The organism is Pseudomonas fluorescens NCIMB 11764 (assembly GCF_000293885.2).
Taxonomy (GTDB): domain Bacteria; phylum Pseudomonadota; class Gammaproteobacteria; order Pseudomonadales; family Pseudomonadaceae; genus Aquipseudomonas; species Aquipseudomonas fluorescens_B.
Genome location: NZ_CP010945.1, coordinates 1,125,734 through 1,148,948, shown reverse-complemented (window position 1 = coordinate 1,148,948; position 23,215 = coordinate 1,125,734). Strand labels below are relative to the sequence as shown.

Here is a 23,215-nt window from a genome sequence, read left to right as displayed (position 1 = left end):
TTTGCTCAAAAACGACGTGATATATTCGTAAGATTATGATTTATATACATATTTCTTAAGCTCATAAAATGTCGGAAAAGGTGCATAAGTTTTTTTCGGACGTAAAAAAACCGGCTGATATAGCCGGTTTTTTTATGCCTGCGATTTGGGTCGGGAGTCCTAGCTGATAAGCGGAGCACGCCAGTCATCGGAACCGGAGGTACCGCAGACTTCGTGAGTCCAGGTTATTTTTCGGTAGGTGAAGTACACGTCCTCCAGATGTGTAAAGTGGGCCATGGCCGGATCCTGGCAGCTTGGCATTCTTGTCTGCACATCTACGATCACTGCGTCTTCCAGCTCTATGCTGAAGTAATGTTCTTGTTTTCCAGCCGCCGAGGTCCGATACCAAGCGATATGGCAGTTATCCAATACTTCTCCGCTCGTTAACGCGGTTAAGATCAACGGTGACGATTTATCAAATACTTTTGAGATCATCAGCGGTTTATGCACGCGCTGGCCCGTTGGCTGACCCGATTGGGGATCTCTCGGAATAATTATTTGGTGACTGAATGCCTGGACCAGGATTTGGTTTTCGTGACCCTCCTGGTAGACATTACCAACCGACTCCGGAGTAAATGTTCCGGCAGTAATCATTCCTTGCCGGTTTCCATTTATAACTAAATACGCGGGTGTTGGCATAACAGCATTCCCTGTTCGATATCCCAAAAATGATAGCTCCCCGCCAGTCATGCACTTGACGAGAAGGCTGTAGGATAAAGAGCACCAGGGATGTCGTATGTAGGATTTTTCTGCGAGGTGCCGAGGCATAAAGCCCGCGTTCTATACGATTAAGTTCCTGTGAATAAGCGAACAAAGTATTCAAGGAAATAAAAAAGGCCAGCGCAATGCGCTGGCCTTTTTGTCTGGCAAGTCCGCTGGATCAGAAGTCCAGGTTGGACACCGCCAAGGCGTTGCTTTCGATGAAGTCACGACGAGGTTCGACCGCATCACCCATCAGGGTGTTGAAGATCTGGTCCGCGCCAATGGCGTCTTCGATGGTCACTTTGAGCATCCGGCGCTGGCTCGGGTCCATGGTGGTTTCCCACAGCTGATCCGGGTTCATCTCACCCAGACCTTTGTATCGCTGGATGGTGTGACGCTTGGTACTTTCAGTCATCAGCCATTCAAGAGCTTCCTTGAACTCGGTAACCGGCTTCTTGCGCTCGCCACGTTGGATGTACGCGCCTTCGTCCAGCAAGCTGCTCAGCTGAGCGCCCAAAGAGACAACGGTCTTGTAATCATTGCTGCCGAAGAAGTCGCGGTTGAACGTGACGTAGTTCGACAGACCGTGGGAGATCAGTTCGACCTCTGGCAGCCAGACGTTACGTTCACGGTCTTCACGCAGGCTGGCTTTGTAAACCAGGCCAGACTTCTCGACCGTGCGCAGGCGAACTTCGTACTTGGCCAGCCAATCCTGCATCGCAGCGTGATCGGACAGCTGCTCCATGCTCACCGCTGGCAGGTAAATGAAGTGCTCGGTCAGCTCCTGTGGGTACAGGCGCGACAGACGCTTGAGGGTCTTCATCACCAGACGGAAGTCATTCACCAGGCGCTCGAGCGCTTCACCGGAGATCCCTGGGGCTTCTTCGTTCAGGTGCAGGCTCGCGTCTTCCAGGGCCGACTGCGTCATGTACTCTTCCATGGCGTCGTCGTCTTTGATGTATTGCTCTTGCTTGCCTTTCTTGACCTTGTACAGCGGTGGCTGAGCGATATAGATGTAGCCACGCTCGATCAGCTCCGGCAACTGACGGAAGAAGAAGGTCAGCAGCAGGGTACGGATGTGCGAACCGTCGACGTCAGCATCGGTCATGATGATGATGTTGTGATAACGCAGCTTGTCGATGTTGTACTCGTCGCGGCCAATGCCACAGCCCAGCGCGGTGATCAAGGTGCCTACTTCTTGCGAAGAGATCATCTTGTCGAAACGCGCCTTCTCGACGTTGAGGATCTTGCCCTTCAGCGGCAGGATGGCCTGGGTGCGGCGGTTACGTCCCTGCTTGGCGGAGCCGCCAGCAGAGTCACCTTCCACGAGGTACAGTTCGGACAGGGCAGGGTCTTTTTCCTGGCAGTCAGCCAGTTTGCCCGGCAGGCCGGCGATATCCAGCGCGCCTTTACGACGGGTCATTTCACGGGCTTTACGCGCCGCTTCACGCGCACGTGCCGCGTCGATCATCTTGCCGACGACCAGTTTGGCTTCGTTCGGGTTTTCCAGCAGGAAGTCGGAGAAGTACTTGCCCATTTCCTGTTCGACCGCTGTCTTCACTTCGGAAGAAACCAGCTTGTCTTTGGTCTGGGAGCTGAACTTCGGATCCGGTACTTTTACCGAAATGATCGCGGTCAGGCCTTCACGGGCATCGTCACCGGTGGTCGCGACTTTGTGCTTCTTCGCCAGACCTTCAGCTTCGATGTAGGTGTTCAGGTTACGCGTCAGTGCGGAGCGGAAACCCACCAGGTGAGTACCGCCATCGCGCTGTGGAATGTTGTTGGTGAAGCACAACAGGTTCTCGTTGAAGCTGTCGTTCCACTGCAGGGCGATTTCCACGCCGATGCCGTCTTCACGCTGGATGTTGAAGTGGAACACCTGGTTGACCGGAGTCTTGTTGGTGTTCAGGTATTCAACGAACGCACGCAGGCCACCTTCGTACTTGAACAGCTCTTCCTTGCCGCTGCGCTCATCCTTGAGGACGATGCCGACACCGGAGTTGAGGAAGGACAGTTCACGAATCCGCTTGGCCAGGATGTCCCAGCTGAAGTGGATGTTCTTGAAGGTTTCAGCCGAAGGCTTGAAGTGAATCTGGGTACCCGTGGTTTCGCTCTCGCCAACGATTTTCATCGGCTCTTGCGGAACACCGTGGACGTAAGTCTGTTCCCAGATCTTGCCGCTGCGGCGAACGGTCAGGATCAGTTCTTTGGACAGTGCGTTAACAACCGACACACCTACACCGTGCAGACCGCCGGATACTTTGTAGGAGTTGTCGTCGAACTTACCGCCGGCGTGCAACACGGTCATGATGACCTCTGCAGCCGAAACACCTTCTTCTTTGTGCACGTCTACCGGGATGCCACGGCCGTTGTCGCGAACGGTGATGGACTCATCCGGGTGAATGATGATGCTGATGTCGTCGCAGTGGCCGGCCAAAGCTTCGTCGATCGAGTTATCGACCACCTCGAACACCATGTGGTGCAGACCGCTGCCATCGTCGGTGTCACCAATGTACATACCGGGACGTTTGCGTACGGCATCCAGGCCTTTCAGCACTTTAATGCTCGTTGAGTCGTACGTATTTTCTTCGCTCAATGCCTTCACTCCCGATGGTCGTGGGTCTGGGTGATACGGCCCTGTTCCACGTGGAACAGAGCGACTGGCGTTTCCGTCTGCCAGCCTTCCCTCAATAATTCGTGATCTACACAGGTGATGAACACCTGGCAGCGTAAGTCTTCCAGCAAGCGGCAAAGCGCGCGACGGTGGTGCTCGTCCAGTTCGGACGGCAGGTCATCCACCAGATAAATACACTGCCCGCGTCGGGCCTGGCTGACCAGGTGCCCTTGAGCAATCCGCAATGCACAGACCACCAGCTTCTGCTGACCGCGAGACAAGATGTCCGCGGCATTATGTGCGCCCAATCTGAGGCGCAAATCTGCGCGTTGTGGTCCGGCCTGGGTATGACCCATTTGCTGATCCCGCTGAACGGACCCAGCGAGTACAGCGCTCAATTCGCGGTCCTTGTCCCAGCCTCGGTAATAGCTGAGCGTCAAACCCTCAAGCTCAACCAGTTCGCTCAAGGTCTGTTCAAAGACTGGTTTCAAGGCTTTGATGTAAGCACGGCGGTATTCATCGATTTCAGCACTGGCCTGGCACAGTTCCCTGTCCCAAACCGCTTGCGAAACGGCGTCAAGTGTACCATGCCGCAGCCAAGAGTTTCTCTGGCGCAGGGCCTTCTGCAAGCGTTGCCAAGTGGACATGAATCGCGGTTCCACGTGGAACACGCCCCAGTCGAGAAACTGTCGACGTATCTTCGGTGCACCTTCCAGTAAGCGGAAACTGTCAGGGTTGATGAGTTGCAGAGGCAGGATTTCAGCCAGTTGCGCGGCGCTACGGGCATTTTGACCGTCAATGCGAATCTGGAACTCACCTTGGCGATCCCGAGATATCCCCAATGCGCTATGCCCGCCCTCAGCCAATTCGACCTGGCCAAACACCGTGCACGCCACTTGCTCGTACTGAATGACCGGCAGCAGGCGGGTGCTACGAAACGAGCGGGCAAGCCCCAGCAGGTGAATGGCTTCCAGAACACTGGTTTTGCCGCTGCCGTTGGCGCCGTAAAGAATGTTGATTCGGGGGGAGGGGGAGAAGGTCACCGGGTGCAGATTGCGCACCGCGGTGACCGAGACGCGACTTAAGGACATCTAGCTTCTGCTGAGCATGATTACAGACGCATCGGCATGACGACGTAGGCCGAGTCGTCGTTGTCGGACTCTTGCACCAGCGCACTGCTGTTGGAGTCGGACAGGATCAGACGGACCTGCTCGGTGGTCATCACGCCCAAAACGTCGAGCAAGTAGCTCACGTTGAAGCCGATCTCCAGATTGCCGCCGTTGTATTCAACGCCGACTTCCTCTTCCGCTTCCTCCTGCTCAGGGTTGTTGGCCTGGATCTTCAGTTGACCATTGGCCAGTTGCAGACGGATGCCACGGTACTTCTCGTTCGACAGGATCGCTGTACGGCTGAACGCTTCACGCAACGCCTGGCGATCACCGAGTACCAGCTTGTCACCGCCCTTCGGCAGAACGCGCTCGTAGTCCGGGAATTTACCGTCAACCAGTTTCGAGGTGAAGGTGAACTCGCCCGTAGTAGCGCGGATGTGGTGCTGACCCAGGACGATGCTGACGATGCCGTCCGGCTCGGTCAGCAGGCGCGCCAGCTCAAGGATACCCTTGCGCGGCACGATGACCTGGTGGCGATCCGGTTGACCGATGTCGGCCTGCATCGAGCACATGGCCAGACGGTGACCGTCGGTGGCCACGGCGCGGATGATACCGGCCGAGACTTCCAGCAGCATGCCATTGAGGTAATAACGCACGTCCTGCTGGGCCATGGCGAAGCTGGTGCGTTCGATCAAACGACGCAGCTTGCTTTGCTCCAGGCTGCAGGTCAGCGAACCCGGGCCTTCTTCTACAGTCGGGAAATCGTTGGCCGGCAGCGTCGACAGGGTGAAGCGGCTACGGCCAGCCTTCACCACCAGCTTCTGCTCGTCGACCTTGATGTCGATCAGCGCGTCGTTCGGCAGGCTTTTGCAGATATCCATCAACTTGCGCGCAGGCACAGTGATGGAACCCGGGTCCGCCGGTTCTTCGAGTTGCACACGACCGACCAGCTCGACTTCCAGGTCGGTACCGGTCAGCGACAGTTGCTGGCCTTCGACAACCAGCAGCACGTTGGAGAGCACCGGCAAGGTCTGTCGGCGCTCGACGACGCCTGCGACCAGTTGCAGGGGTTTCAACAGGGCTTCGCGTTGAATGGTGAAATGCATGGTCTAGTCCCTTGCCTTAATAAGCTGCGCTGGTATGCATCAAGTGGTCAGTGTACGCAGCAGGTTCTTGTAGTCCTCGCGGATGTCCGCGTCGGATTCCTTAAGTTCGTTGATCTTGCGGCAGGCGTGCAAAACGGTCGTATGGTCGCGGCCGCCAAACACATCGCCGATTTCCGGCAGGCTGTGGTTAGTCAACTCTTTGGACAACGCCATGGCAACCTGACGCGGACGAGCGACCGAGCGCGAACGACGCTTGGACAGCAGGTCGGAAATCTTGATCTTGTAATACTCGGCGACAGTGCGCTGAATGTTATCCACAGAGACCAGTTTGTCCTGCAACGCCAACAGGTCTTTCAAGGATTCGCGAATCAGCTCGATGGTGATATCGCGGCCCATGAAGTGCGAGTGGGCGATCACGCGCTTGAGCGCGCCTTCCAGCTCACGGACGTTGGAACGAATACGCTGGGCAATAAAGAACGCCGCATCGTGGGGCAGATCGACTTTGGCCTGGTCGGCCTTTTTCATCAGGATCGCTACACGGGTTTCCAGCTCCGGCGGTTCGACGGCAACCGTCAGCCCCCAGCCAAAGCGGGATTTCAGGCGTTCTTCAAGGCCTTCAATCTCTTTAGGGTAGCGGTCACTGGTGAGAATGACCTGCTGGCCACCTTCGAGCAGGGCGTTGAAGGTGTGGAAAAACTCTTCCTGGGAGCGTTCCTTGCGGGCAAAGAACTGGATGTCATCGATCAGCAACGCATCCACCGAACGGTAGAAGCGCTTGAACTCGTTGATTGCATTCAGTTGCAGTGCCTTGACCATGTCGGCCACAAAACGCTCCGAATGCAGGTACACAACCTTGGCATTCGGGTTCTTCTTTAATAGATGGTTACCCACAGCGTGCATCAAGTGGGTTTTACCCAAACCAACACCGCCATAAAGAAAGAGCGGGTTGTAACCGTGCTTGGGATTGTCTGCCACCTGCCAGGCCGCTGCGCGGGCCAGTTGGTTGGACTTGCCTTCCACGAAGTTTTCGAAGGTGAACGTGCGATTCAGGTAACTGGTGTGCTTGAGCGCACCTTCCACCTGCACAGTGCGCTGCTCGGAACGCACCGGGGCCTGTTGAGAACTCGCACCGGCCATCGGGTCGAAACTGTCACGCGATGGCTCTTCACTGACGTCGGCAACTTTCTGTGTCGAACGCTTGGTCGGCGTAGCCGTCGGGGCAGGTGCCGGAGCACTGACAGGTGCTTGCGCCGCCTGTGCCTGGGACGCGGCAGCAGCCAATGGCGCATTCGGAGCGGCACGCGGCGCCGAACTGCGTTTGCTGCCTATTAATAAGGACAGCGCAGGCGCCATGCCATTGCCGTGCTCATCAAGCAGTTCAAGGACGCGACCCAGGTACTTTTCGTTAACCCAGTCGAGAACAAAACGATTCGGCGCGTAGACACGCAACTCGTCGCCTTCGGCTTCGACCTGTAGTGGACGGATCCAAGTGTTGAATTGTTGGGCAGGCAGCTCATCGCGCAAAAGCTCTACGCACTGCTGCCAAAGTTCCACTGACACGGATATCCCCTAAGTTGAAAGCCGGTGAGGCAAAAACAAGCGGCCATTGTAGCGACCAGACGCCGACTTATCCACACGTAGGTGGGTCACCGACCAAGAAGAATCAACGATTTATACGCAAAAAAGGCGACCAATGGTCTGTGCATAAGGTCTGTGGATAACCGACCCTGAGGTCGTTGTACAAGTGGGGGCGAAACTCGGTGGATAACCTGCCTGTGGATAACCACGCGTTTCACACACAGCTTATCCGACAGCGCAGCACAGGCTGACCACCGTTTTCCACCGTAGTTGTCATTCTCTGTACACCACGGGATATAAGGCCTAAATGTAGTTATCCACAGATGATCGGTGCCCTAGCTTTTATAAGCTTTACAGAAAAGCTTTAAATACTTTCCTTCTTTATTTTTATATTTGGCCAAGGCGGAAGGCGAGTAAAACCACTGGAGATCTATTTATAAGGAAACGCTGGTTGGAAATTGACCTAGAGGCTTGCTTTCTCTAGAATCCCCGGTCTCTTAAAACGGGGGCCATTCCGGCCCGTTGTGGACGAACCAGGTAACACGACAATGAAACGTACTTTCCAACCAAGCACTATCAAACGCGCTCGTACCCACGGCTTCCGTGCTCGCATGGCTACCAAGAACGGCCGTGCCGTTCTGTCGCGTCGTCGCGCCAAAGGTCGTGCGCGTCTGGCAGTTTGATAAGCCGGCACTGGAGGTGAGTCAGGACTTCAGTCGGGAAAAGCGTCTGCTTACTCCCCGGCATTTCAAGGCAGTCTTTGACTCCCCTACCGGCAAGGTTCCGGGGAAAAATCTCCTGCTCCTTGCGCGCAACAACGATCTTGATCACCCCCGTCTCGGGCTGGTTATCGGGAAAAAGAGCGTAAAGCTCTCCGTCGAGCGCAATCGCCTCAAACGTCTGATGCGCGAATCGTTCCGTCTGAACCAGGATTCACTGGCCGGTTGGGACATCGTTATCGTCGCGCGCAAAGGTTTGGGTGACGTAGAAAACCCCGAATTGATTCAGCATTTCGGCAAACTCTGGAAGCGACTGGCACGCAGCACGCCGGTACCAGCAGTCAAAACCGAAACTGTAGGGGTAGACAGTCCCGATGCGTAAACTGGCACTCGTTCCGATCCAGTTTTATCGCTATGCCATTAGTCCTCTGATGGCCAGTCACTGTCGTTTCTACCCCAGTTGTTCCTGCTACGCGTTAGAAGCCATAGAAAATCATGGCCTTCTGCGCGGTGGCTGGCTGACCTTTCGTCGTTTAGGTCGCTGTCATCCGTGGAATCCCGGTGGTTATGACCCGGTTCCACCTATCCCTACCTCCCGTTCTTCTTCGATGGCCGAGTAATCATGGATATCAAACGCACGATCCTGATCGTCGCCCTGGCAATCGTGTCCTACGTTATGGTTCTTAAATGGAACCAGGACTATGGCCAGGCTGCCCTGCCGACTCAGAATGTTGCTTCCAGTACTACCGCACCGGGCCTACCGGACACGGCGACTGGCAATAATGCTTCTGTCAGTGACGACATTCCACGCGCCGCAAGCGATACCAGTGCCACTGCTCCTGCTGAAACGCCAGTAGCTGCAAGCAAAGACCTCATCCAGATCAAAACGGATGTGCTCGACCTGGCTATCGATCCACAAGGTGGCGATGTCGCCCAGCTGAAATTGCCGCTGTACCCACGTCGCCAGGACCATCCGGAAATTCCGTTCCAGCTGTTTGATAACGGCGGTGAACTGACTTACCTGGCGCAAAGCGGGTTGATTGGCACCAACGGCCCGGACGCAAGCCCGGCTGGTCGTCCGGTGTACACCTCGGAGAAGAAGATTTATCAACTGGCTGACGGTCAGGACCAATTGGTCGTGGACCTGAAGTTCAGCAAGGACGGCGTCAACTACATCAAACGTTTCACTCTGAAACGTGGCCTGTATGACGTAACCGTTTCCTACCTGATCGACAACCAGAGCGCACAGCCCTGGTCTGGTGCGATGTTCGCGCAACTGAAGCGTGACGCCAGCGGCGATCCTTCTTCAACTACCGCCACCGGTACCGCCACTTACCTGGGCGCAGCCCTGTGGACAAGTAACGAGCCGTACAAGAAAGTGTCCATGAAGGACATGGACAAGGCGCAGTTGAAGGAAACCGTCAGCGGTGGTTGGGTTGCCTGGTTGCAGCACTACTTCGTGACCGCATGGATTCCGGCGAAGGGCGAAAACAACGTCGTCCAGACCCGCAAAGACAGCAAAGGCAACTACATCATCGGTTATACCGGCCCGGCAATGAGCGTTGCCCCAGGTGCAAAAGCCGAAACCAGCGCTATTCTGTACGCCGGTCCGAAAAGCCAGGCCGTGCTGAAAGAGTTGTCCCCAGGTCTGGAACTGACCGTCGACTACGGCATTCTGTGGTTCATTGCCCAGCCAATCTTCTGGCTGCTCGGACACATCCACGCCATCGTCGGTAACTGGGGCTGGTCGATTATCTTCCTGACCATGCTGATCAAAGGGATCTTCTTCCCGTTGTCGGCAGCCAGCTACAAGTCCATGGCTCGTATGCGTGCAGTGGCCCCGAAACTGGCGGCACTGAAAGAGCAACATGGCGATGACCGGCAGAAAATGTCGCAAGCCATGATGGAGCTGTACAAGAAAGAGAAGATCAATCCGCTGGGTGGTTGCTTGCCAATCCTCGTGCAGATGCCGGTATTCCTTTCGCTGTACTGGGTTCTGCTTGAAAGCGTTGAAATGCGCCAGGCGCCGTTCATGCTGTGGATTACTGACCTGTCGATCAAGGATCCGTTCTTCATTCTGCCGATCATCATGGGTGCAACCATGTTTATCCAGCAGCAGTTGAACCCGACTCCTCCGGACCCGATGCAGGCCAAGGTAATGAAGCTGATGCCTATCATCTTCACCTTCTTCTTCCTGTGGTTCCCGGCTGGTCTGGTGCTGTACTGGGTAGTGAACAACTGCCTGTCCATCGCCCAACAGTGGTACATCACGCGTAAGGTCGAAGCGGCTACCAAAAAAGCCGAGGCGTAACTTACTCTGTGGGTAACCACTCAAAACGCCCCCTAGTGGGGCGTTTTGCTATCTGTCACTTTTGTCTGGATACCGGTTTATGAGCGTTCCTCGTGAAACCATCGCTGCCGTCGCCACCGCTCAAGGTCGCGGTGGTGTGGGCATCGTCCGTATTTCCGGGCCGTTGGCGAGCGTTGCGGCCAAAGCGTTCAGTGGTCGTGAACTCAAGCCGCGATTTGCCCACTATGGCCCGTTCCTGAGTGAAAACGATGAGGTGCTGGACCAAGGCATCGCGCTTTATTTCCCGGGGCCTAATTCGTTCACCGGTGAAGATGTGCTGGAGCTCCAGGGCCATGGCGGCCCGATTGTTCTCGATATGCTGCTCAAACGTTGTCTGGAACTGGGCTGCCGTCTGGCCCGTCCGGGTGAATTCAGCGAGCGTGCGTTCCTCAACGACAAACTCGACCTCGCCCAGGCTGAAGCCATCGCCGATTTGATCGAGGCAAGTTCTGCACAGGCAGCGCGAAATGCACTGCGTTCCTTGCAGGGCGCCTTTTCCGACCGTGTGCATAACCTCACCGAGCAACTGATTGGCCTGCGTATCTATGTCGAAGCAGCGATCGATTTTCCTGAAGAAGAAATCGACTTCCTTGCCGATGGCCACGTGCTGAGCATGCTCGACAAAGTTCGCGACGAGTTATCCACCGTACTGCGAGAAGCCGGGCAGGGTGCGTTGTTGCGTGACGGCATGACGGTGGTCATCGCCGGTCGGCCGAACGCTGGTAAATCCAGCTTGCTGAACGCCCTGGCCGGACGAGAAGCGGCGATCGTGACCGAGATTGCCGGCACAACCCGGGACATTCTTCGCGAACATATCCACATTGATGGCATGCCGTTGCATGTGGTCGATACGGCAGGCCTGCGGGACACCGAGGATCAGGTCGAGAAAATCGGTGTGGAACGGGCATTGAAAGCCATCGGCGAGGCAGATCGCGTGCTGCTGGTCGTCGACGCCACCGCTCCCGAAGCACTCGATCCGTTCGCGCTATGGCCGGAGTTCCTCGAGACCCGCCCGGATCCGGCCAAAGTCACACTGATCCGTAACAAGGCAGACCTGACCGGTGAAGCTATTGCCCTGGAAGTCAGCGAGGATGGGCACGTCACCATCAGCCTCAGCGCCAAGTCTGCAGGCGAGGGCCTGGAATTGCTGCGTGACCACCTCAAGGCCTGCATGGGCTATGAGCAGACCTCGGAAAGCAGCTTCAGTGCTCGCAGGCGTCACCTTGAAGCATTGCGTCATGCCAGTGCTTCCCTCGAGCATGGACGTGCACAGCTGACCCTGGCAGGTGCCGGTGAATTGCTGGCCGAGGATTTGCGCCAGGCACAGCACGCTTTGGGTGAAATCACCGGCGCATTCAGCTCCGATGATCTGCTGGGACGAATCTTTTCCAGCTTCTGTATCGGTAAATAGTCTTTCCGTTATCCACAGACAGGCCGTTCGTGCCTGTCTGTTCTCCTTCCTTTTCTTGAATTGTCTCCAGTGCCGGGCAGATTCTTTCTGCTTGGGTGGATTTTCCATGCCTGGAATTTGACCAATCACCGTCTTTCTGTGGATTAAGCCCTGTGAATAACTGCCACTAAGGTCAGTTGATAACAGGGCCTCAAAACTGAAGATAACCGCCTCTGTGGATAACCACCCCTTTCATCCACAGGCTTACACCGGTTATCCAAGGCCCTCATTGGCACATGACCACAGGGTTTTGAATCTCTGTACATATTGAATTTAAAGGGCTGTATAAATCTATCCACAGAAATGTGCCTCAGTAGAAATAAACATAAAAACAAAGATTTAATAAATTTCTCTCTTTTTAATTTCTATAACCCCGACTTCTCCACAGCTGGTTAAACTTTGTGCAAAGGGTTCTTTAGGAAGGGCGAAGTCCCTATACTTGCCGCCCAGGTCCAAAAACCTGAGCTCAAACTATTCCTGATTACCTAACTGAAGCAGGCACGAGGTGCGTGGTGGATTTCCCTTCCCGTTTTGAAGTGATCGTCATCGGCGGCGGTCATGCCGGTACCGAGGCAGCACTGGCCTCAGCACGCATGGGTGCAAAAACCCTGTTGCTGACGCATAACGTGGAAACCCTCGGTGCCATGAGCTGCAACCCTGCCATCGGCGGGATCGGCAAAAGCCATCTGGTGAAAGAAATCGATGCCCTCGGCGGCGCGATGGCCATGGCGACCGATAAAGGTGGCATCCAGTTTCGCGTTCTGAACAGCCGCAAAGGCCCTGCCGTGCGTGCAACTCGCGCTCAGGCAGACCGGGTTCTGTACAAGGCCGCTGTCCGCGAAGCATTGGAGAACCAGCCGAACCTGTGGATATTTCAACAAGCCGCTGATGACCTGATCGTCGAGCAGGAACAGGTGCGCGGTGTTGTCACCCAAATGGGCCTGCGTTTCTTCGCGGATTCCGTGGTGTTGACCACTGGCACCTTCCTCGGTGGACTTATCCACATCGGCATGCAGAATTATTCCGGTGGTCGCGCCGGTGATCCGCCATCGATTGCCCTGGCTCATCGTCTGCGTGAATTGCCGCTGCGTGTTGGCCGCTTGAAAACAGGGACACCTCCGCGCATCGACGGTCGATCGGTTGATTTCTCGGTGATGACCGAGCAAGCCGGCGATACGCCGATCCCGGTGATGTCGTTCATGGGTTCCAAAGAGCAGCACCCGAAACAGGTGAGCTGCTGGATTACCCACACCAACGCCCGAACCCACGAGATCATCGCAGCGAACCTCGACCGTTCGCCGATGTATTCCGATGCAGGGTTGATCGAAGGCATCGGCCCGCGTTATTGCCCGTCGATCGAAGACAAGATCCACCGCTTTGCCGACAAGGAAAGCCACCAGGTCTTCATCGAACCGGAAGGGCTGACCACCCACGAGCTCTACCCGAACGGGATATCCACTTCCCTGCCGTTCGACGTGCAATTGCAGATCGTGCAATCGATCCGCGGCATGGAGAATGCGCACATCGTGCGTCCGGGCTACGCCATCGAATACGACTATTTCGATCCTCGCGACCTGAAGTACAGCCTGGAAACCAAAGTGATTGGCGGCCTGTTTTTCGCCGGACAGATCAATGGCACCACCGGTTATGAAGAGGCCGGGGCCCAAGGTTTGCTGGCCGGGGCCAACGCGGCACTGCGCGCGCAGGGCAAAGACGCCTGGTGCCCGCGTCGCGACGAGGCGTACATCGGCGTTTTGGTCGATGACCTGATTACATTGGGCACTCAGGAACCGTACCGGATGTTCACGTCCCGCGCCGAATACCGCCTGATCCTGCGCGAAGACAACGCCGACCTGCGCTTGACCGAAAAAGGTCGCGAACTGGGTCTGGTCGATGATGCGCGCTGGGCGGCTTTCTGCACCAAACGCGAAAGCATCGCTCTGGAAGAACAACGTCTGAAAAGCACCTGGGTTCGCCCGGGCACCGAGCAGGGCGATGCGATTTCCGAAAAATTCGGCACTCCACTGACCCACGAATACAACTTGCTCAACCTGCTGAGCCGTCCGGAAATCGACTACGCTGGTCTGATCGCCGTCACCGGTGGTGGCGCAGAAGATCCACAGGTTGCCGAGCAGGTTGAAATCAAGACCAAATACGCCGGCTACATCGATCGCCAACAGGATGAAATCGCCCGTCTGCGGGCCAGCGAAGATACAAAACTGCCTGTGGATATCGATTACACGAACATTTCCGGTCTCTCGAAAGAGATCCAGAGCAAGCTCGGTGCGACCCATCCAGAGACCCTGGGCCAGGCGTCGCGTATTCCGGGCGTTACCCCGGCAGCGATTTCGCTGTTGATGATTCATTTGAAAAAACGCGGCGCGGGCCGTCAGTTGGAGCAAAGCGCTTGAGTTCGTTGGTCACCTCGCAACACGCAGAAGAGTTATCCACAGGTGCTCGCCAGCTCGGTGTCACACTGACCGAAACCCAGCACGCGCAATTGCTGGGCTATCTGGCCCTGTTGATCAAATGGAACAAGGCTTACAACCTGACCGCCGTTCGCGATCCGGACGAAATGGTCTCGCGTCACCTGCTCGATAGTTTGAGCGTGATGGCGTTCATCGAAAACGGCCGCTGGCTGGACGTTGGCAGCGGTGGCGGCATGCCGGGTATACCGCTTGCCATCCTGTTTCCAGCGTCGCAAGTGACCTGCCTGGACAGCAACGGCAAGAAAACCCGCTTCCTGACCCAGGTCAAACTCGAACTCAAACTGGATAACCTGCAAGTTATCCACAGTCGCGTCGAAGCCTTCCAGCCTGCGCAGCCATTCAACGGGATCATCTCCCGGGCGTTCAGCAGCATGGAGAACTTCAGCAACTGGACGCGGCACCTCGGCGACGCCGATACACGCTGGCTGGCAATGAAGGGCGTTCATCCAGCCGATGAGCTGGTAGCATTGCCGGCAGACTTCCACCTCGATAGCGAACACGCCCTGGCCGTACCTGGTTGCCAAGGCCAACGCCATCTGCTGATACTGCGCCGCACGGCATGATTGGGAACACAAGCAAGAATGGCTAAGGTATTCGCGATAGCGAACCAAAAGGGTGGTGTGGGTAAAACCACCACCTGCATCAACCTCGCAGCTTCCCTGGTCGCTACCAAGCGCCGGGTGCTGTTGATCGATCTTGATCCACAGGGCAACGCCACCATGGGCAGCGGTGTGGATAAACACGGCCTGGAAAATTCGGTTTACGACCTGCTGATCGGCGAGTGTGATCTGGCCCAGGCCATGCACTACTCCGAGCATGGTGGTTACCAGCTGTTGCCGGCCAACCGTGACCTGACCGCGGCCGAAGTGGTCCTGCTGGAAATGCAGATGAAGGAAAGCCGCTTGCGCAGCGCGTTGGCGCCGATCCGTGAAAACTACGATTACATTTTGATCGACTGCCCGCCGTCGCTGTCGATGCTGACACTGAACGCTCTGGTCGCGGCTGACGGGGTCATTATCCCCATGCAGTGCGAGTACTTTGCGCTCGAAGGCTTGAGCGACCTTGTGGATAACATCAAGCGCATCGCTGAACTGCTGAACCCGAACCTGAAAGTCGAAGGCTTGTTGCGCACGATGTACGACCCGCGCCTGAGCCTGATGAACGACGTGTCGGCTCAGCTCAAGGAACACTTCGGCGAGCAGCTCTACGACACCGTCATTCCGCGCAACATCCGCCTGGCCGAAGCGCCAAGCTATGGCATGCCGGCGCTGGCGTACGACAAAACATCACGGGGCGCCATTGCCTATCTGGCATTGGCGGGCGAGATGGTTCGCCGTCAGCGCAAAAACTCACGCACCGCCGCTGCTCAGCCAACTTAAGGAATCCCCATGGCCGTCAAGAAACGAGGTCTCGGACGTGGACTGGATGCACTGCTGAGCGGTCCGACTGTCAGCTCGCTGGAAGAGCAGGCCGTACAAGCCGATCAGCGTGAGCTGCAGCATTTGCCCCTGGACCTGATCCAGCGCGGCAAGTACCAGCCACGTCGGGACATGGACCCGCAAGCGCTGGAAGAACTGGCGCAGTCGATCAAGGCCCAAGGTGTGATGCAGCCGATCGTGGTTCGTCCGATCGGCAGCGGTCGCTTCGAAATCATTGCCGGCGAACGCCGCTGGCGCGCCAGCCAGCAGGCTGGCCAGGAAACCATCCCGGCGATGGTTCGCGATGTGCCGGATGAAACCGCCATCGCCATGGCACTGATCGAGAACATCCAGCGCGAAGACCTCAATCCGATCGAGGAAGCGGTCGCCCTGCAGCGTTTGCAGCAGGAATTCCAGCTGACTCAGCAACAAGTGGCCGAAGCGGTGGGCAAATCCCGCGTGACCGTGGCCAACCTGCTACGCTTGATCGCGTTGCCGGAAGTTATCAAAACCATGCTGTCCCACGGCGACCTGGAAATGGGTCATGCGCGTGCTTTGCTTGGTTTGCCGGAAAATCAACAGGTTGAAGGGGCGCGACATGTTGTCGCACGGGGGCTGACTGTGCGCCAGACTGAGGCACTGGTTCGCCAGTGGTTGAGTGGCAAACAGGAGCCTGCCGAACCGGTAAAACCGGACCCGGATATCGCCCGACTTGAGCAGCGTCTGGCCGAGCGGCTAGGCTCTGCGGTGCAGATCCGACACGGAAAGAAGGGGAAGGGGCAGTTGGTGATCGGTTACAACTCCCTCGATGAGCTTCAGGGTGTGCTTGCGCACATTCGCTGAAACATTTCCTCATGTAGCGTGCAGTCGGAAATCACTACCTGACAGTTGAATAGGGGCAGAACCGCCCCTATACTCTGCGCGCATTTTGTCGGCACAAATTATGCCAAGTTATTGAATTCTGGCAGCCGACCATTGGGGAGTAATTGTGATGGAAAGCCGCACGCCAAACCGCTTGCCGTTCCATCGCCTGGCAGTTTTTCCGGTGTTGATGGCTCAGTTTGTCGTTTTGCTGATCGCCGCTTTGGCGCTCTGGCAATGGCACGGAGTCGTTGCCGGGTACTCGGGACTCTGCGGAGGCCTGATAGCCTTGCTACCCAATGTTTATTTCGCTCACAGGGCATTTCGGTTTTCCGGCGCCCGAGCAGCTCAAGCCATCGTCCGGTCTTTTTATGCCGGTGAGGCGGGCAAACTGATTTTGACGGCAGTGCTCTTTGCATTGACGTTCGCAGGTGTGAAGCCATTGGCGCCGCTAGCAGTATTCGGCGTCTTCGTGTTGACCCAACTGGTCAGCTGGTTCGCGCCCCTGCTGATGAGAACAAGACTTTCGAGACCTTAGGGCGTTTGAGGCAACCATGGCAGAAACAACCGCTTCGGGCTATATCCAGCACCACTTGCAGAACCTGACCTTCGGTCAGCACCCAACCGGCGGGTGGGGTTTTGCCCACACCGCAGCAGAAGCCAAAGAAATGGGCTTCTGGGCTTTCCACGTCGATACTCTCGGCTGGTCGGTCGCTTTGGGTCTGATCTTCGTTCTTCTTTTCCGCATGGCGGCGAAGAAGGCGACTTCCGGTCAGCCTGGTGCTTTGCAGAACTTCGTTGAAGTATTGGTCGAATTCGTCGATGGCAGCGTGAAAGACAGCTTCCATGGCCGTAGCCCGGTGATTGCACCGCTGGCACTGACCATCTTCGTCTGGGTCTTCCTGATGAACGCCGTCGACCTGATCCCGGTCGACTGGATTCCTCAGCTGGCCATCCTGATCACTGGTGATGCGCACATTCCATTCCGTGCCGTATCGACCACTGACCCGAACGCTACCCTGGGCATGGCCCTGTCGGTGTTCGCGTTGATCATTTTCTACAGCATCAAGGTCAAGGGTATCGGCGGCTTCATCGGCGAACTGACCCTGCACCCGTTCGGCAGCAAGAACATCTTCGTTCAGGCCCTGCTGATTCCGGTGAACTTCCTGCTGGAGTTCGTGACGCTGGTGGCCAAGCCAATCTCGCTGGCACTGCGTCTGTTCGGCAACATGTACGCCGGCGAACTGGTCTTCATTCTGATTGCTGTGATGTTCGGCAGCGGTCTGCTCTGGCTTAGCGGCCTGGGCATAGTTCTGCAGTGGGCGTGGGCTGTGTTCCACATCCTGATCATCACCCTGCAGGCGTTTATCTTCATGATGCTGACCATCGTTTACCTGTCGATGGCGCACGAAGAGAACCATTAAGACCAGTCTCGACTAGTCTGATGTCCCACCCGGTCAAACGGGTGGGTGCCCGAACAGGGCTATGAAACGATTTGTTTTACCGCTTTAAAATCTAAAAAACCTAAACCATACGACGTAAAAGTCGGGAGGAAAGATGGAAACTGTAGTTGGTCTAACCGCTATCGCTGTTGCACTGTTGATCGGCCTGGGCGCACTGGGTACCGCAATTGGTTTCGGCCTGTTGGGCGGCAAGTTCCTGGAAGGCGCAGCGCGTCAGCCAGAAATGGTTCCAATGCTCCAAGTTAAAATGTTCATCGTTGCCGGTCTGCTCGACGCCGTAACCATGATCGGTGTTGGTATCGCTCTGTTCTTCACCTTCGCGAACCCATTCGTTGGTCAACTCGCTGGCTAATCACTCGAACCTTCGAGTGATTGGTTTGATGTGCAACGAACGAGCGAGGTGTTGGCGTGAACATTAATGCAACCCTGATTGGCCAGTCCGTTGCGTTCTTCATTTTTGTACTGTTTTGCATGAAGTTCGTGTGGCCTCCGGTCATCGCGGCTTTGCACGAACGTCAGAAGAAGATCGCGGATGGACTGGACGCTGCCGCCCGAGCAGCTCGCGACCTGGAGTTGGCCCAAGATAAAGCGGGTCAACAACTGCGCGAAGCTAAGGCTCAGGCAGCTGAAATCATTGAGCAAGCCAAGAAACGCGGTAACCAGATCGTTGAAGAGGCTGTTGAAAAAGCCCGTATCGACGCTGACCGTGTGAAGGTTCAGGCTCAGGCCGAGATCGAGCAGGAACTGAACAGTGTCAAAGACGCGCTGCGTGCCCAACTGGGTGCACTGGCCGTCGGCGGCGCCGAGAAGATCCTGGGTGCCACAATCGATCAAAACGCGCACGCGGAGCTGGTTAACAAACTGGCTGCTGAAATTTAAGCGAGGGCGATCATGGCAGAATTGACCACGTTGGCCCGACCTTACGCTAAGGCAGCCTTCGAGCACGCCCAGGCCCACCAGCAACTGGCCTCTTGGTCAGCCATGCTCGGCCTGGCTGCAGCAGTGTCGCAAGACGACACCATGCAGCGCGTGCTCAAGGCCCCGCGACTGACGAGCGCAGACAAGGCCGCCACGTTTATTGACGTGTGCGGCGACAAGTTTGATGTGAAGGCACAGAACTTCATCAACGTCGTTGCCGAAAACGACCGTCTCCCGCTGTTGCCGGAGATATCCGCTCTGTTCGACCTGTACAAGGCCGAACAAGAGAAGTCGGTAGACGTTGAAGTGACCAGTGCTTTTGCATTGAACCAAGAACAGCAAGACAAACTCGCCAAGGTTCTCAGTGCACGACTCAACCGGGAAGTGCGCCTGCAAGTCGAGGAAGACAAATCCCTTATTGGGGGCATTGTCATCCGCGCCGGCGACCTGGTTATCGATGGCTCGGTTCGCGGCAAACTCGCGAACCTTGCCGAAGCATTGAAATCTTGAGTTTGAAGGGGCAGCAGAGCAATGCAGCAACTCAATCCTTCCGAAATAAGTGAAATTATCAAGGGCCGCATCGACAAGCTCGATGTGACCTCCCAAGCCCGTAACGAAGGCACTGTCGTCAGCGTATCTGACGGTATCGTGCGGATTCACGGTCTGGCCGACGTAATGTACGGCGAGATGATCGAGTTTCCGGGCGGCGTCTTCGGTATGGCTCTCAACCTGGAGCAGGACTCCGTTGGTGCCGTAGTTTTGGGCGCCTACCAGTCCCTGGCTGAAGGCATGAGCGCCAAGTGCACCGGCCGCATCCTCGAAGTTCCGGTTGGTAAGGAACTGCTGGGTCGCGTAGTCGACGCACTGGGTAACCCTGTTGACGGCAAAGGTCCGCTGAACAACACCGAGACCGATGCGGTCGAGAAAGTTGCTCCAGGCGTGATTTGGCGTAAGTCGGTAGACCAGCCTGTACAGACTGGCTACAAGGCTGTCGATGCCATGATCCCTGTCGGCCGTGGCCAGCGTGAGCTGATCATCGGTGACCGTCAGATCGGTAAAACCGCTCTGGCGATCGACGCGATCATCAACCAGAAAAACAGCGGCATTTTCTGCGTCTACGTAGCAATCGGTCAGAAACAATCGACCATCGCCAACGTGGTTCGCAAGCTGGAAGAAAACGGCGCACTGGCTAACACCATCGTCGTGGCAGCGAGCGCTTCGGAATCTGCAGCACTGCAATTCCTGGCACCGTACTCCGGTTGCACCATGGGTGAATTCTTCCGCGACCGCGGTGAAGACGCGCTGATCGTTTATGACGATCTGTCCAAGCAAGCAGTGGCTTACCGCCAGATTTCCCTGCTGCTGCGCCGTCCACCAGGCCGTGAAGCTTACCCAGGCGACGTGTTCTATCTCCACTCCCGTCTGCTCGAGCGCGCATCCCGCGTTTCGGAAGAATACGTAGAGAAGTTCACCAACGGCGCAGTGACCGGCAAAACCGGTTCCCTGACCGCACTGCCGATCATCGAAACCCAGGCTGGCGACGTTTCCGCGTTCGTTCCGACCAACGTGATTTCCATCACCGACGGTCAGATCTTCCTGGAATCGGCCATGTTCAACTCCGGGATCCGTCCTGCTGTGAACGCCGGTGTTTCGGTATCCCGTGTGGGTGGTGCCGCTCAGACCAAGATCATCAAGAAGCTCTCCGGTGGTATCCGTACCGCTCTGGCTCAGTACCGTGAACTGGCGGCATTCGCCCAGTTCGCTTCTGACCTGGACGAAGCGACCCGTAAGCAACTTGAGCATGGTCAGCGCGTTACCGAGCTGATGAAGCAGAAGCAATACGCACCAATGTCGATCGCTGACATGGCGCTGTCGCTGTATGCCGCTGAGCGTGGGTTCCTGACTGACGTTGAAATCGCCAAGATCGGCAGCTTCGAACAAGCGCTGATTGCTTTCTTCAACCGCGATCACGCCGATTTGATGGCGAAGATCAACGTGAAGGGTGACTTCAATGACGAAATCGACGCTGGCATGAAAGCCGGTATCGAGAAGTTCAAGGCCACCCAAACCTGGTAAGCCGCAGCGGGGGCCGCAAGGCTCCCGCTTGCTAACCTGATAGGTGTTACATGGCAGGCGCAAAAGAGATTCGCAGTAAGATTGCGAGCATCAAAAGCACGCAAAAGATTACCAGCGCCATGGAAAAAGTGGCGGTCAGTAAAATGCGCAAGGCACAAATGCGCATGGCTGCTAGCCGTCCTTACGCGGAGCGCATCCGCCAGGTTATTGGTCATTTGGCCAACGCCAACCCGGAATATCGCCACCCGTTCATGATCGACCGTGAAGTAAAGCGCGTCGGTTACGTCGTGGTGAGCAGTGACCGTGGTCTGTGTGGTGGCTTGAACACCAACCTGTTCAAGGCTCTGGTCAAGGACATGGCGGTAAACCGCGAAAACGGCGTCGAGATTGATCTGTGTGTTGTTGGTAGCAAGGGTGCGGCTTTCTTCCGCAACTTCGGCGGTAACGTCGTAGCAGCTATCAGCCACCTGGGTGAAGAGCCGTCGATCAATGACCTGATCGGCAGCGTCAAGGTGATGCTGGATGCCTATCTGGACGGCCGTATTGATCGCCTGTCCGTGGTGTCCAACAAGTTCATCAACACCATGACGCAACATCCTACCGTGGAGCAGTTGATTCCACTGGTGGCAACCCCGGATCAAGAACTCAAGCACCACTGGGATTATCTGTACGAACCGGACGCCAAAGAGCTGCTTGACGGCTTGATGGTCCGTTACGTGGAGTCGCAGGTCTACCAGGCGGTGGTCGAGAATAACGCGGCTGAACAAGCTGCGCGGATGATCGCGATGAAGAACGCTACCGACAACGCCGGTGATTTGATCAGCGATTTGCAGCTGGTCTACAACAAGGCGCGTCAGGCTGCGATCACCCAAGAGATCTCGGAAATCGTCGGCGGCGCTGCCGCGGTTTAACGGTTCAAATATTCAGAGGATCCAGCTATGAGTAGCGGACGTATCGTTCAAATCATCGGCGCCGTTATCGACGTGGAATTTCCACGCGACAGCGTACCGAGCATCTACAACGCGCTGAAAGTAGTGAGCGCGGCCGAAACCACCCTGGAAGTTCAGCAGCAGCTGGGCGACGGCGTGGTTCGTACCATTGCGATGGGTTCCACCGAGGGCTTGAAGCGCGGTCTGGAAGTCACCGACTCTGGCGCTGCCATCTCCGTACCGGTCGGTAAAGCGACGCTGGGCCGGATCATGGACGTACTGGGCAACCCGATCGACGAAGCAGGCCCGATCGACACCGAAGAGCGTTGGGGCATTCACCGTCCTGCGCCAACCTTCGCTGAACAAGCGGGCGGCAACGACCTGCTGGAAACCGGCATCAAGGTTATCGACCTGGTTTGCCCGTTCGCCAAGGGCGGTAAAGTCGGTCTGTTCGGTGGTGCCGGTGTAGGCAAAACCGTAAACATGATGGAACTGATCCGTAACATCGCCATCGAGCACAGCGGTTATTCCGTGTTCGCCGGTGTGGGTGAGCGTACTCGTGAGGGTAACGACTTCTACCACGAGATGAAGGATTCCAACGTTCTGGACAAAGTGGCACTGGTTTACGGTCAGATGAACGAGCCGCCGGGTAACCGTCTGCGCGTAGCATTGACCGGCCTGACCATGGCCGAGAAGTTCCGTGACGAAGGTAACGACGTTCTGCTGTTCGTCGACAACATCTATCGTTACACCCTGGCCGGTACTGAAGTATCCGCACTGCTGGGCCGTATGCCTTCCGCAGTAGGTTACCAGCCGACCCTGGCCGAAGAGATGGGTACTCTGCAAGAGCGTATCACTTCGACCAAGAACGGTTCGATCACCTCGATCCAGGCGGTATACGTACCTGCGGATGACTTGACTGACCCGTCGCCAGCGACCACCTTCGCCCACTTGGACGCCACCGTCGTTCTGTCCCGTGACATCGCTTCCCTGGGTATCTACCCGGCGGTCGATCCACTCGACTCGACTTCGCGTCAGCTGGACCCGAACGTGATCGGCCAGGACCACTACGACACCGCTCGCGGTGTACAGTATGTTCTGCAGCGTTACAAAGAACTGAAGGACATCATTGCGATCCTGGGTATGGACGAGCTGTCGGAAGCCGACAAGCAGTTGGTAAACCGTGCTCGTAAGATCCAGCGTTTCTTGTCGCAGCCGTTCTTCGTGGCTGAAGTCTTCACCGGTGCTTCGGGTAAATACGTTTCCCTGAAAGACACCATTGCTGGCTTCAAAGGCATCCTCAACGGTGACTACGACCACCTGCCAGAACAAGCGTTCTACATGGTCGGCGGCATCGAAGAAGCGATCGAGAAAGCCAAGAAACTGTAATCCCG

22 protein-coding genes are annotated in these 23,215 nt (G+C 56.3%); 17 read left to right on the top strand and 5 right to left on the bottom strand.

Going from position 1 to position 23,215, the window contains the following annotated elements; genetic code table 11:
- Positions 1-159 precede the first annotated feature (159 nt).
- From B723_RS05260 to dnaA, 5 genes are all read right to left on the bottom strand, one after another.
- Entirely contained in the window at positions 160-678 is a 519-nt protein-coding gene (locus B723_RS05260; RefSeq protein ID WP_017341712.1) for an Hcp family type VI secretion system effector, read from the bottom strand.
- Between the two features lie 241 nt (positions 679-919).
- Positions 920-3,337: a DNA topoisomerase (ATP-hydrolyzing) subunit B gene (gyrB, locus tag B723_RS05255; protein WP_031319202.1), complete on the bottom strand. Its 2,418-nt coding sequence runs from the start codon at positions 3,335-3,337 to the stop codon at positions 920-922.
- A gap of 5 nt (positions 3,338-3,342) precedes the next feature.
- Entirely contained in the window at positions 3,343-4,446 is a 1,104-nt protein-coding gene (gene recF / locus B723_RS05250; protein ID WP_017341710.1) for a DNA replication/repair protein RecF, read from the bottom strand.
- 20 nt (positions 4,447-4,466) lie between these two features.
- Positions 4,467-5,570 (bottom strand): DNA polymerase III subunit beta, encoded by a 1,104-nt coding sequence (dnaN, locus tag B723_RS05245; protein WP_017341709.1) that lies wholly within the window; start codon positions 5,568-5,570, stop codon positions 4,467-4,469.
- 39 nt (positions 5,571-5,609) lie between these two features.
- Positions 5,610-7,130, bottom strand: coding sequence for a chromosomal replication initiator protein DnaA (dnaA, locus tag B723_RS05240; protein ID WP_017341708.1), 1,521 nt, complete (start codon positions 7,128-7,130; stop codon positions 5,610-5,612).
- Positions 7,131-7,696: 566 nt separating this feature from the next.
- Here dnaA and rpmH point away from each other — a divergent pair.
- From rpmH to atpD, 17 genes are all read left to right on the top strand, one after another.
- Complete coding sequence (rpmH, locus tag B723_RS31960) at positions 7,697-7,831, top strand: 50S ribosomal protein L34 (protein ID WP_003213577.1); 135 nt, start codon at positions 7,697-7,699, stop codon at positions 7,829-7,831.
- A gap of 16 nt (positions 7,832-7,847) precedes the next feature.
- Complete coding sequence (rnpA, locus tag B723_RS05235; protein WP_031319201.1) at positions 7,848-8,249, top strand: ribonuclease P protein component; 402 nt, start codon at positions 7,848-7,850, stop codon at positions 8,247-8,249.
- A complete protein-coding gene (yidD, locus tag B723_RS31955) occupies positions 8,242-8,487 on the top strand; it encodes a membrane protein insertion efficiency factor YidD (RefSeq protein WP_010207715.1) in 246 nt (81 codons plus the stop codon). Before rnpA ends, yidD begins: the two co-directional genes overlap by 8 nt.
- A gap of 2 nt (positions 8,488-8,489) precedes the next feature.
- Positions 8,490-10,178, top strand: coding sequence for a membrane protein insertase YidC (yidC, locus tag B723_RS05230; protein WP_017341706.1), 1,689 nt, complete (start codon positions 8,490-8,492; stop codon positions 10,176-10,178).
- 79 nt (positions 10,179-10,257) lie between these two features.
- Positions 10,258-11,628: a tRNA uridine-5-carboxymethylaminomethyl(34) synthesis GTPase MnmE gene (gene mnmE / locus B723_RS05225; RefSeq protein ID WP_017341705.1), complete on the top strand. Its 1,371-nt coding sequence runs from the start codon at positions 10,258-10,260 to the stop codon at positions 11,626-11,628.
- 551 nt (positions 11,629-12,179) lie between these two features.
- Entirely contained in the window at positions 12,180-14,078 is a 1,899-nt protein-coding gene (gene mnmG, locus B723_RS05220; protein WP_017341704.1) for a tRNA uridine-5-carboxymethylaminomethyl(34) synthesis enzyme MnmG, read from the top strand.
- A complete protein-coding gene (gene rsmG / locus B723_RS05215) occupies positions 14,075-14,719 on the top strand; it encodes a 16S rRNA (guanine(527)-N(7))-methyltransferase RsmG (protein WP_017341703.1) in 645 nt (214 codons plus the stop codon). Before mnmG ends, rsmG begins: the two co-directional genes overlap by 4 nt.
- A gap of 18 nt (positions 14,720-14,737) precedes the next feature.
- Entirely contained in the window at positions 14,738-15,535 is a 798-nt protein-coding gene (locus tag B723_RS05210) for a ParA family protein (RefSeq protein WP_017341702.1), read from the top strand.
- 9 nt (positions 15,536-15,544) lie between these two features.
- Complete coding sequence (locus B723_RS05205) at positions 15,545-16,417, top strand: ParB/RepB/Spo0J family partition protein (protein ID WP_008027541.1); 873 nt, start codon at positions 15,545-15,547, stop codon at positions 16,415-16,417.
- Positions 16,418-16,565: 148 nt separating this feature from the next.
- A complete protein-coding gene (locus B723_RS05200; RefSeq protein ID WP_010465473.1) occupies positions 16,566-16,973 on the top strand; it encodes a F0F1 ATP synthase subunit I in 408 nt (135 codons plus the stop codon).
- Positions 16,974-16,989: 16 nt separating this feature from the next.
- On the top strand, positions 16,990-17,859 hold the full coding sequence (gene atpB, locus B723_RS05195) for a F0F1 ATP synthase subunit A (protein ID WP_017341701.1): 870 nt from the start codon (positions 16,990-16,992) through the stop codon (positions 17,857-17,859).
- A 133-nt stretch (positions 17,860-17,992) separates the two neighbouring features.
- Positions 17,993-18,250 carry a F0F1 ATP synthase subunit C gene (gene atpE, locus B723_RS05190; RefSeq protein WP_002555987.1) on the top strand — a complete coding sequence of 86 codons (258 nt, stop codon included), beginning with the start codon at positions 17,993-17,995 and terminating at the stop codon, positions 18,248-18,250.
- A 56-nt stretch (positions 18,251-18,306) separates the two neighbouring features.
- Positions 18,307-18,777 (top strand): F0F1 ATP synthase subunit B, encoded by a 471-nt coding sequence (locus tag B723_RS05185; RefSeq protein ID WP_008027535.1) that lies wholly within the window; start codon positions 18,307-18,309, stop codon positions 18,775-18,777.
- 12 nt (positions 18,778-18,789) lie between these two features.
- Positions 18,790-19,326 carry a F0F1 ATP synthase subunit delta gene (locus B723_RS05180; protein WP_017341700.1) on the top strand — a complete coding sequence of 179 codons (537 nt, stop codon included), beginning with the start codon at positions 18,790-18,792 and terminating at the stop codon, positions 19,324-19,326.
- Between the two features lie 21 nt (positions 19,327-19,347).
- A complete protein-coding gene (gene atpA, locus B723_RS05175; RefSeq protein WP_017341699.1) occupies positions 19,348-20,892 on the top strand; it encodes a F0F1 ATP synthase subunit alpha in 1,545 nt (514 codons plus the stop codon).
- Positions 20,893-20,942: 50 nt separating this feature from the next.
- Complete coding sequence (gene atpG / locus B723_RS05170) at positions 20,943-21,803, top strand: F0F1 ATP synthase subunit gamma (protein ID WP_017341698.1); 861 nt, start codon at positions 20,943-20,945, stop codon at positions 21,801-21,803.
- Positions 21,804-21,830: 27 nt separating this feature from the next.
- Positions 21,831-23,210: a F0F1 ATP synthase subunit beta gene (atpD, locus tag B723_RS05165; protein WP_008155715.1), complete on the top strand. Its 1,380-nt coding sequence runs from the start codon at positions 21,831-21,833 to the stop codon at positions 23,208-23,210.
- The last annotated feature ends 5 nt before the right edge of the window (positions 23,211-23,215 follow it).

Bases quoted from the DNA above. Each gene is read 5' to 3' on its own strand.
- B723_RS05260 (WP_017341712.1), bottom strand. From the start codon at position 678: ATGCCAACACCCGCGTATTTAGTTATAAATGGAAACCGGCAAGGAATG.
- recF (WP_017341710.1), bottom strand. From the start codon at position 4,446: ATGTCCTTAAGTCGCGTCTCGGTCACCGCGGTGCGCAATCTGCACCCG.
- dnaN (WP_017341709.1), bottom strand. From the start codon at position 5,570: ATGCATTTCACCATTCAACGCGAAGCCCTGTTGAAACCCCTGCAACTG.
- rpmH (WP_003213577.1), top strand. From the start codon at position 7,697: ATGAAACGTACTTTCCAACCAAGCACTATCAAACGCGCTCGTACCCAC.
- yidD (WP_010207715.1), top strand. From the start codon at position 8,242: ATGCGTAAACTGGCACTCGTTCCGATCCAGTTTTATCGCTATGCCATT.
- yidC (WP_017341706.1), top strand. From the start codon at position 8,490: ATGGATATCAAACGCACGATCCTGATCGTCGCCCTGGCAATCGTGTCC.
- mnmE (WP_017341705.1), top strand. From the start codon at position 10,258: ATGAGCGTTCCTCGTGAAACCATCGCTGCCGTCGCCACCGCTCAAGGT.
- B723_RS05210 (WP_017341702.1), top strand. From the start codon at position 14,738: ATGGCTAAGGTATTCGCGATAGCGAACCAAAAGGGTGGTGTGGGTAAA.
- B723_RS05205 (WP_008027541.1), top strand. From the start codon at position 15,545: ATGGCCGTCAAGAAACGAGGTCTCGGACGTGGACTGGATGCACTGCTG.
- B723_RS05200 (WP_010465473.1), top strand. From the start codon at position 16,566: ATGGAAAGCCGCACGCCAAACCGCTTGCCGTTCCATCGCCTGGCAGTT.
- atpB (WP_017341701.1), top strand. From the start codon at position 16,990: ATGGCAGAAACAACCGCTTCGGGCTATATCCAGCACCACTTGCAGAAC.
- atpE (WP_002555987.1), top strand. From the start codon at position 17,993: ATGGAAACTGTAGTTGGTCTAACCGCTATCGCTGTTGCACTGTTGATC.
- B723_RS05180 (WP_017341700.1), top strand. From the start codon at position 18,790: ATGGCAGAATTGACCACGTTGGCCCGACCTTACGCTAAGGCAGCCTTC.
- atpA (WP_017341699.1), top strand. From the start codon at position 19,348: ATGCAGCAACTCAATCCTTCCGAAATAAGTGAAATTATCAAGGGCCGC.
- atpG (WP_017341698.1), top strand. From the start codon at position 20,943: ATGGCAGGCGCAAAAGAGATTCGCAGTAAGATTGCGAGCATCAAAAGC.
- atpD (WP_008155715.1), top strand. From the start codon at position 21,831: ATGAGTAGCGGACGTATCGTTCAAATCATCGGCGCCGTTATCGACGTG.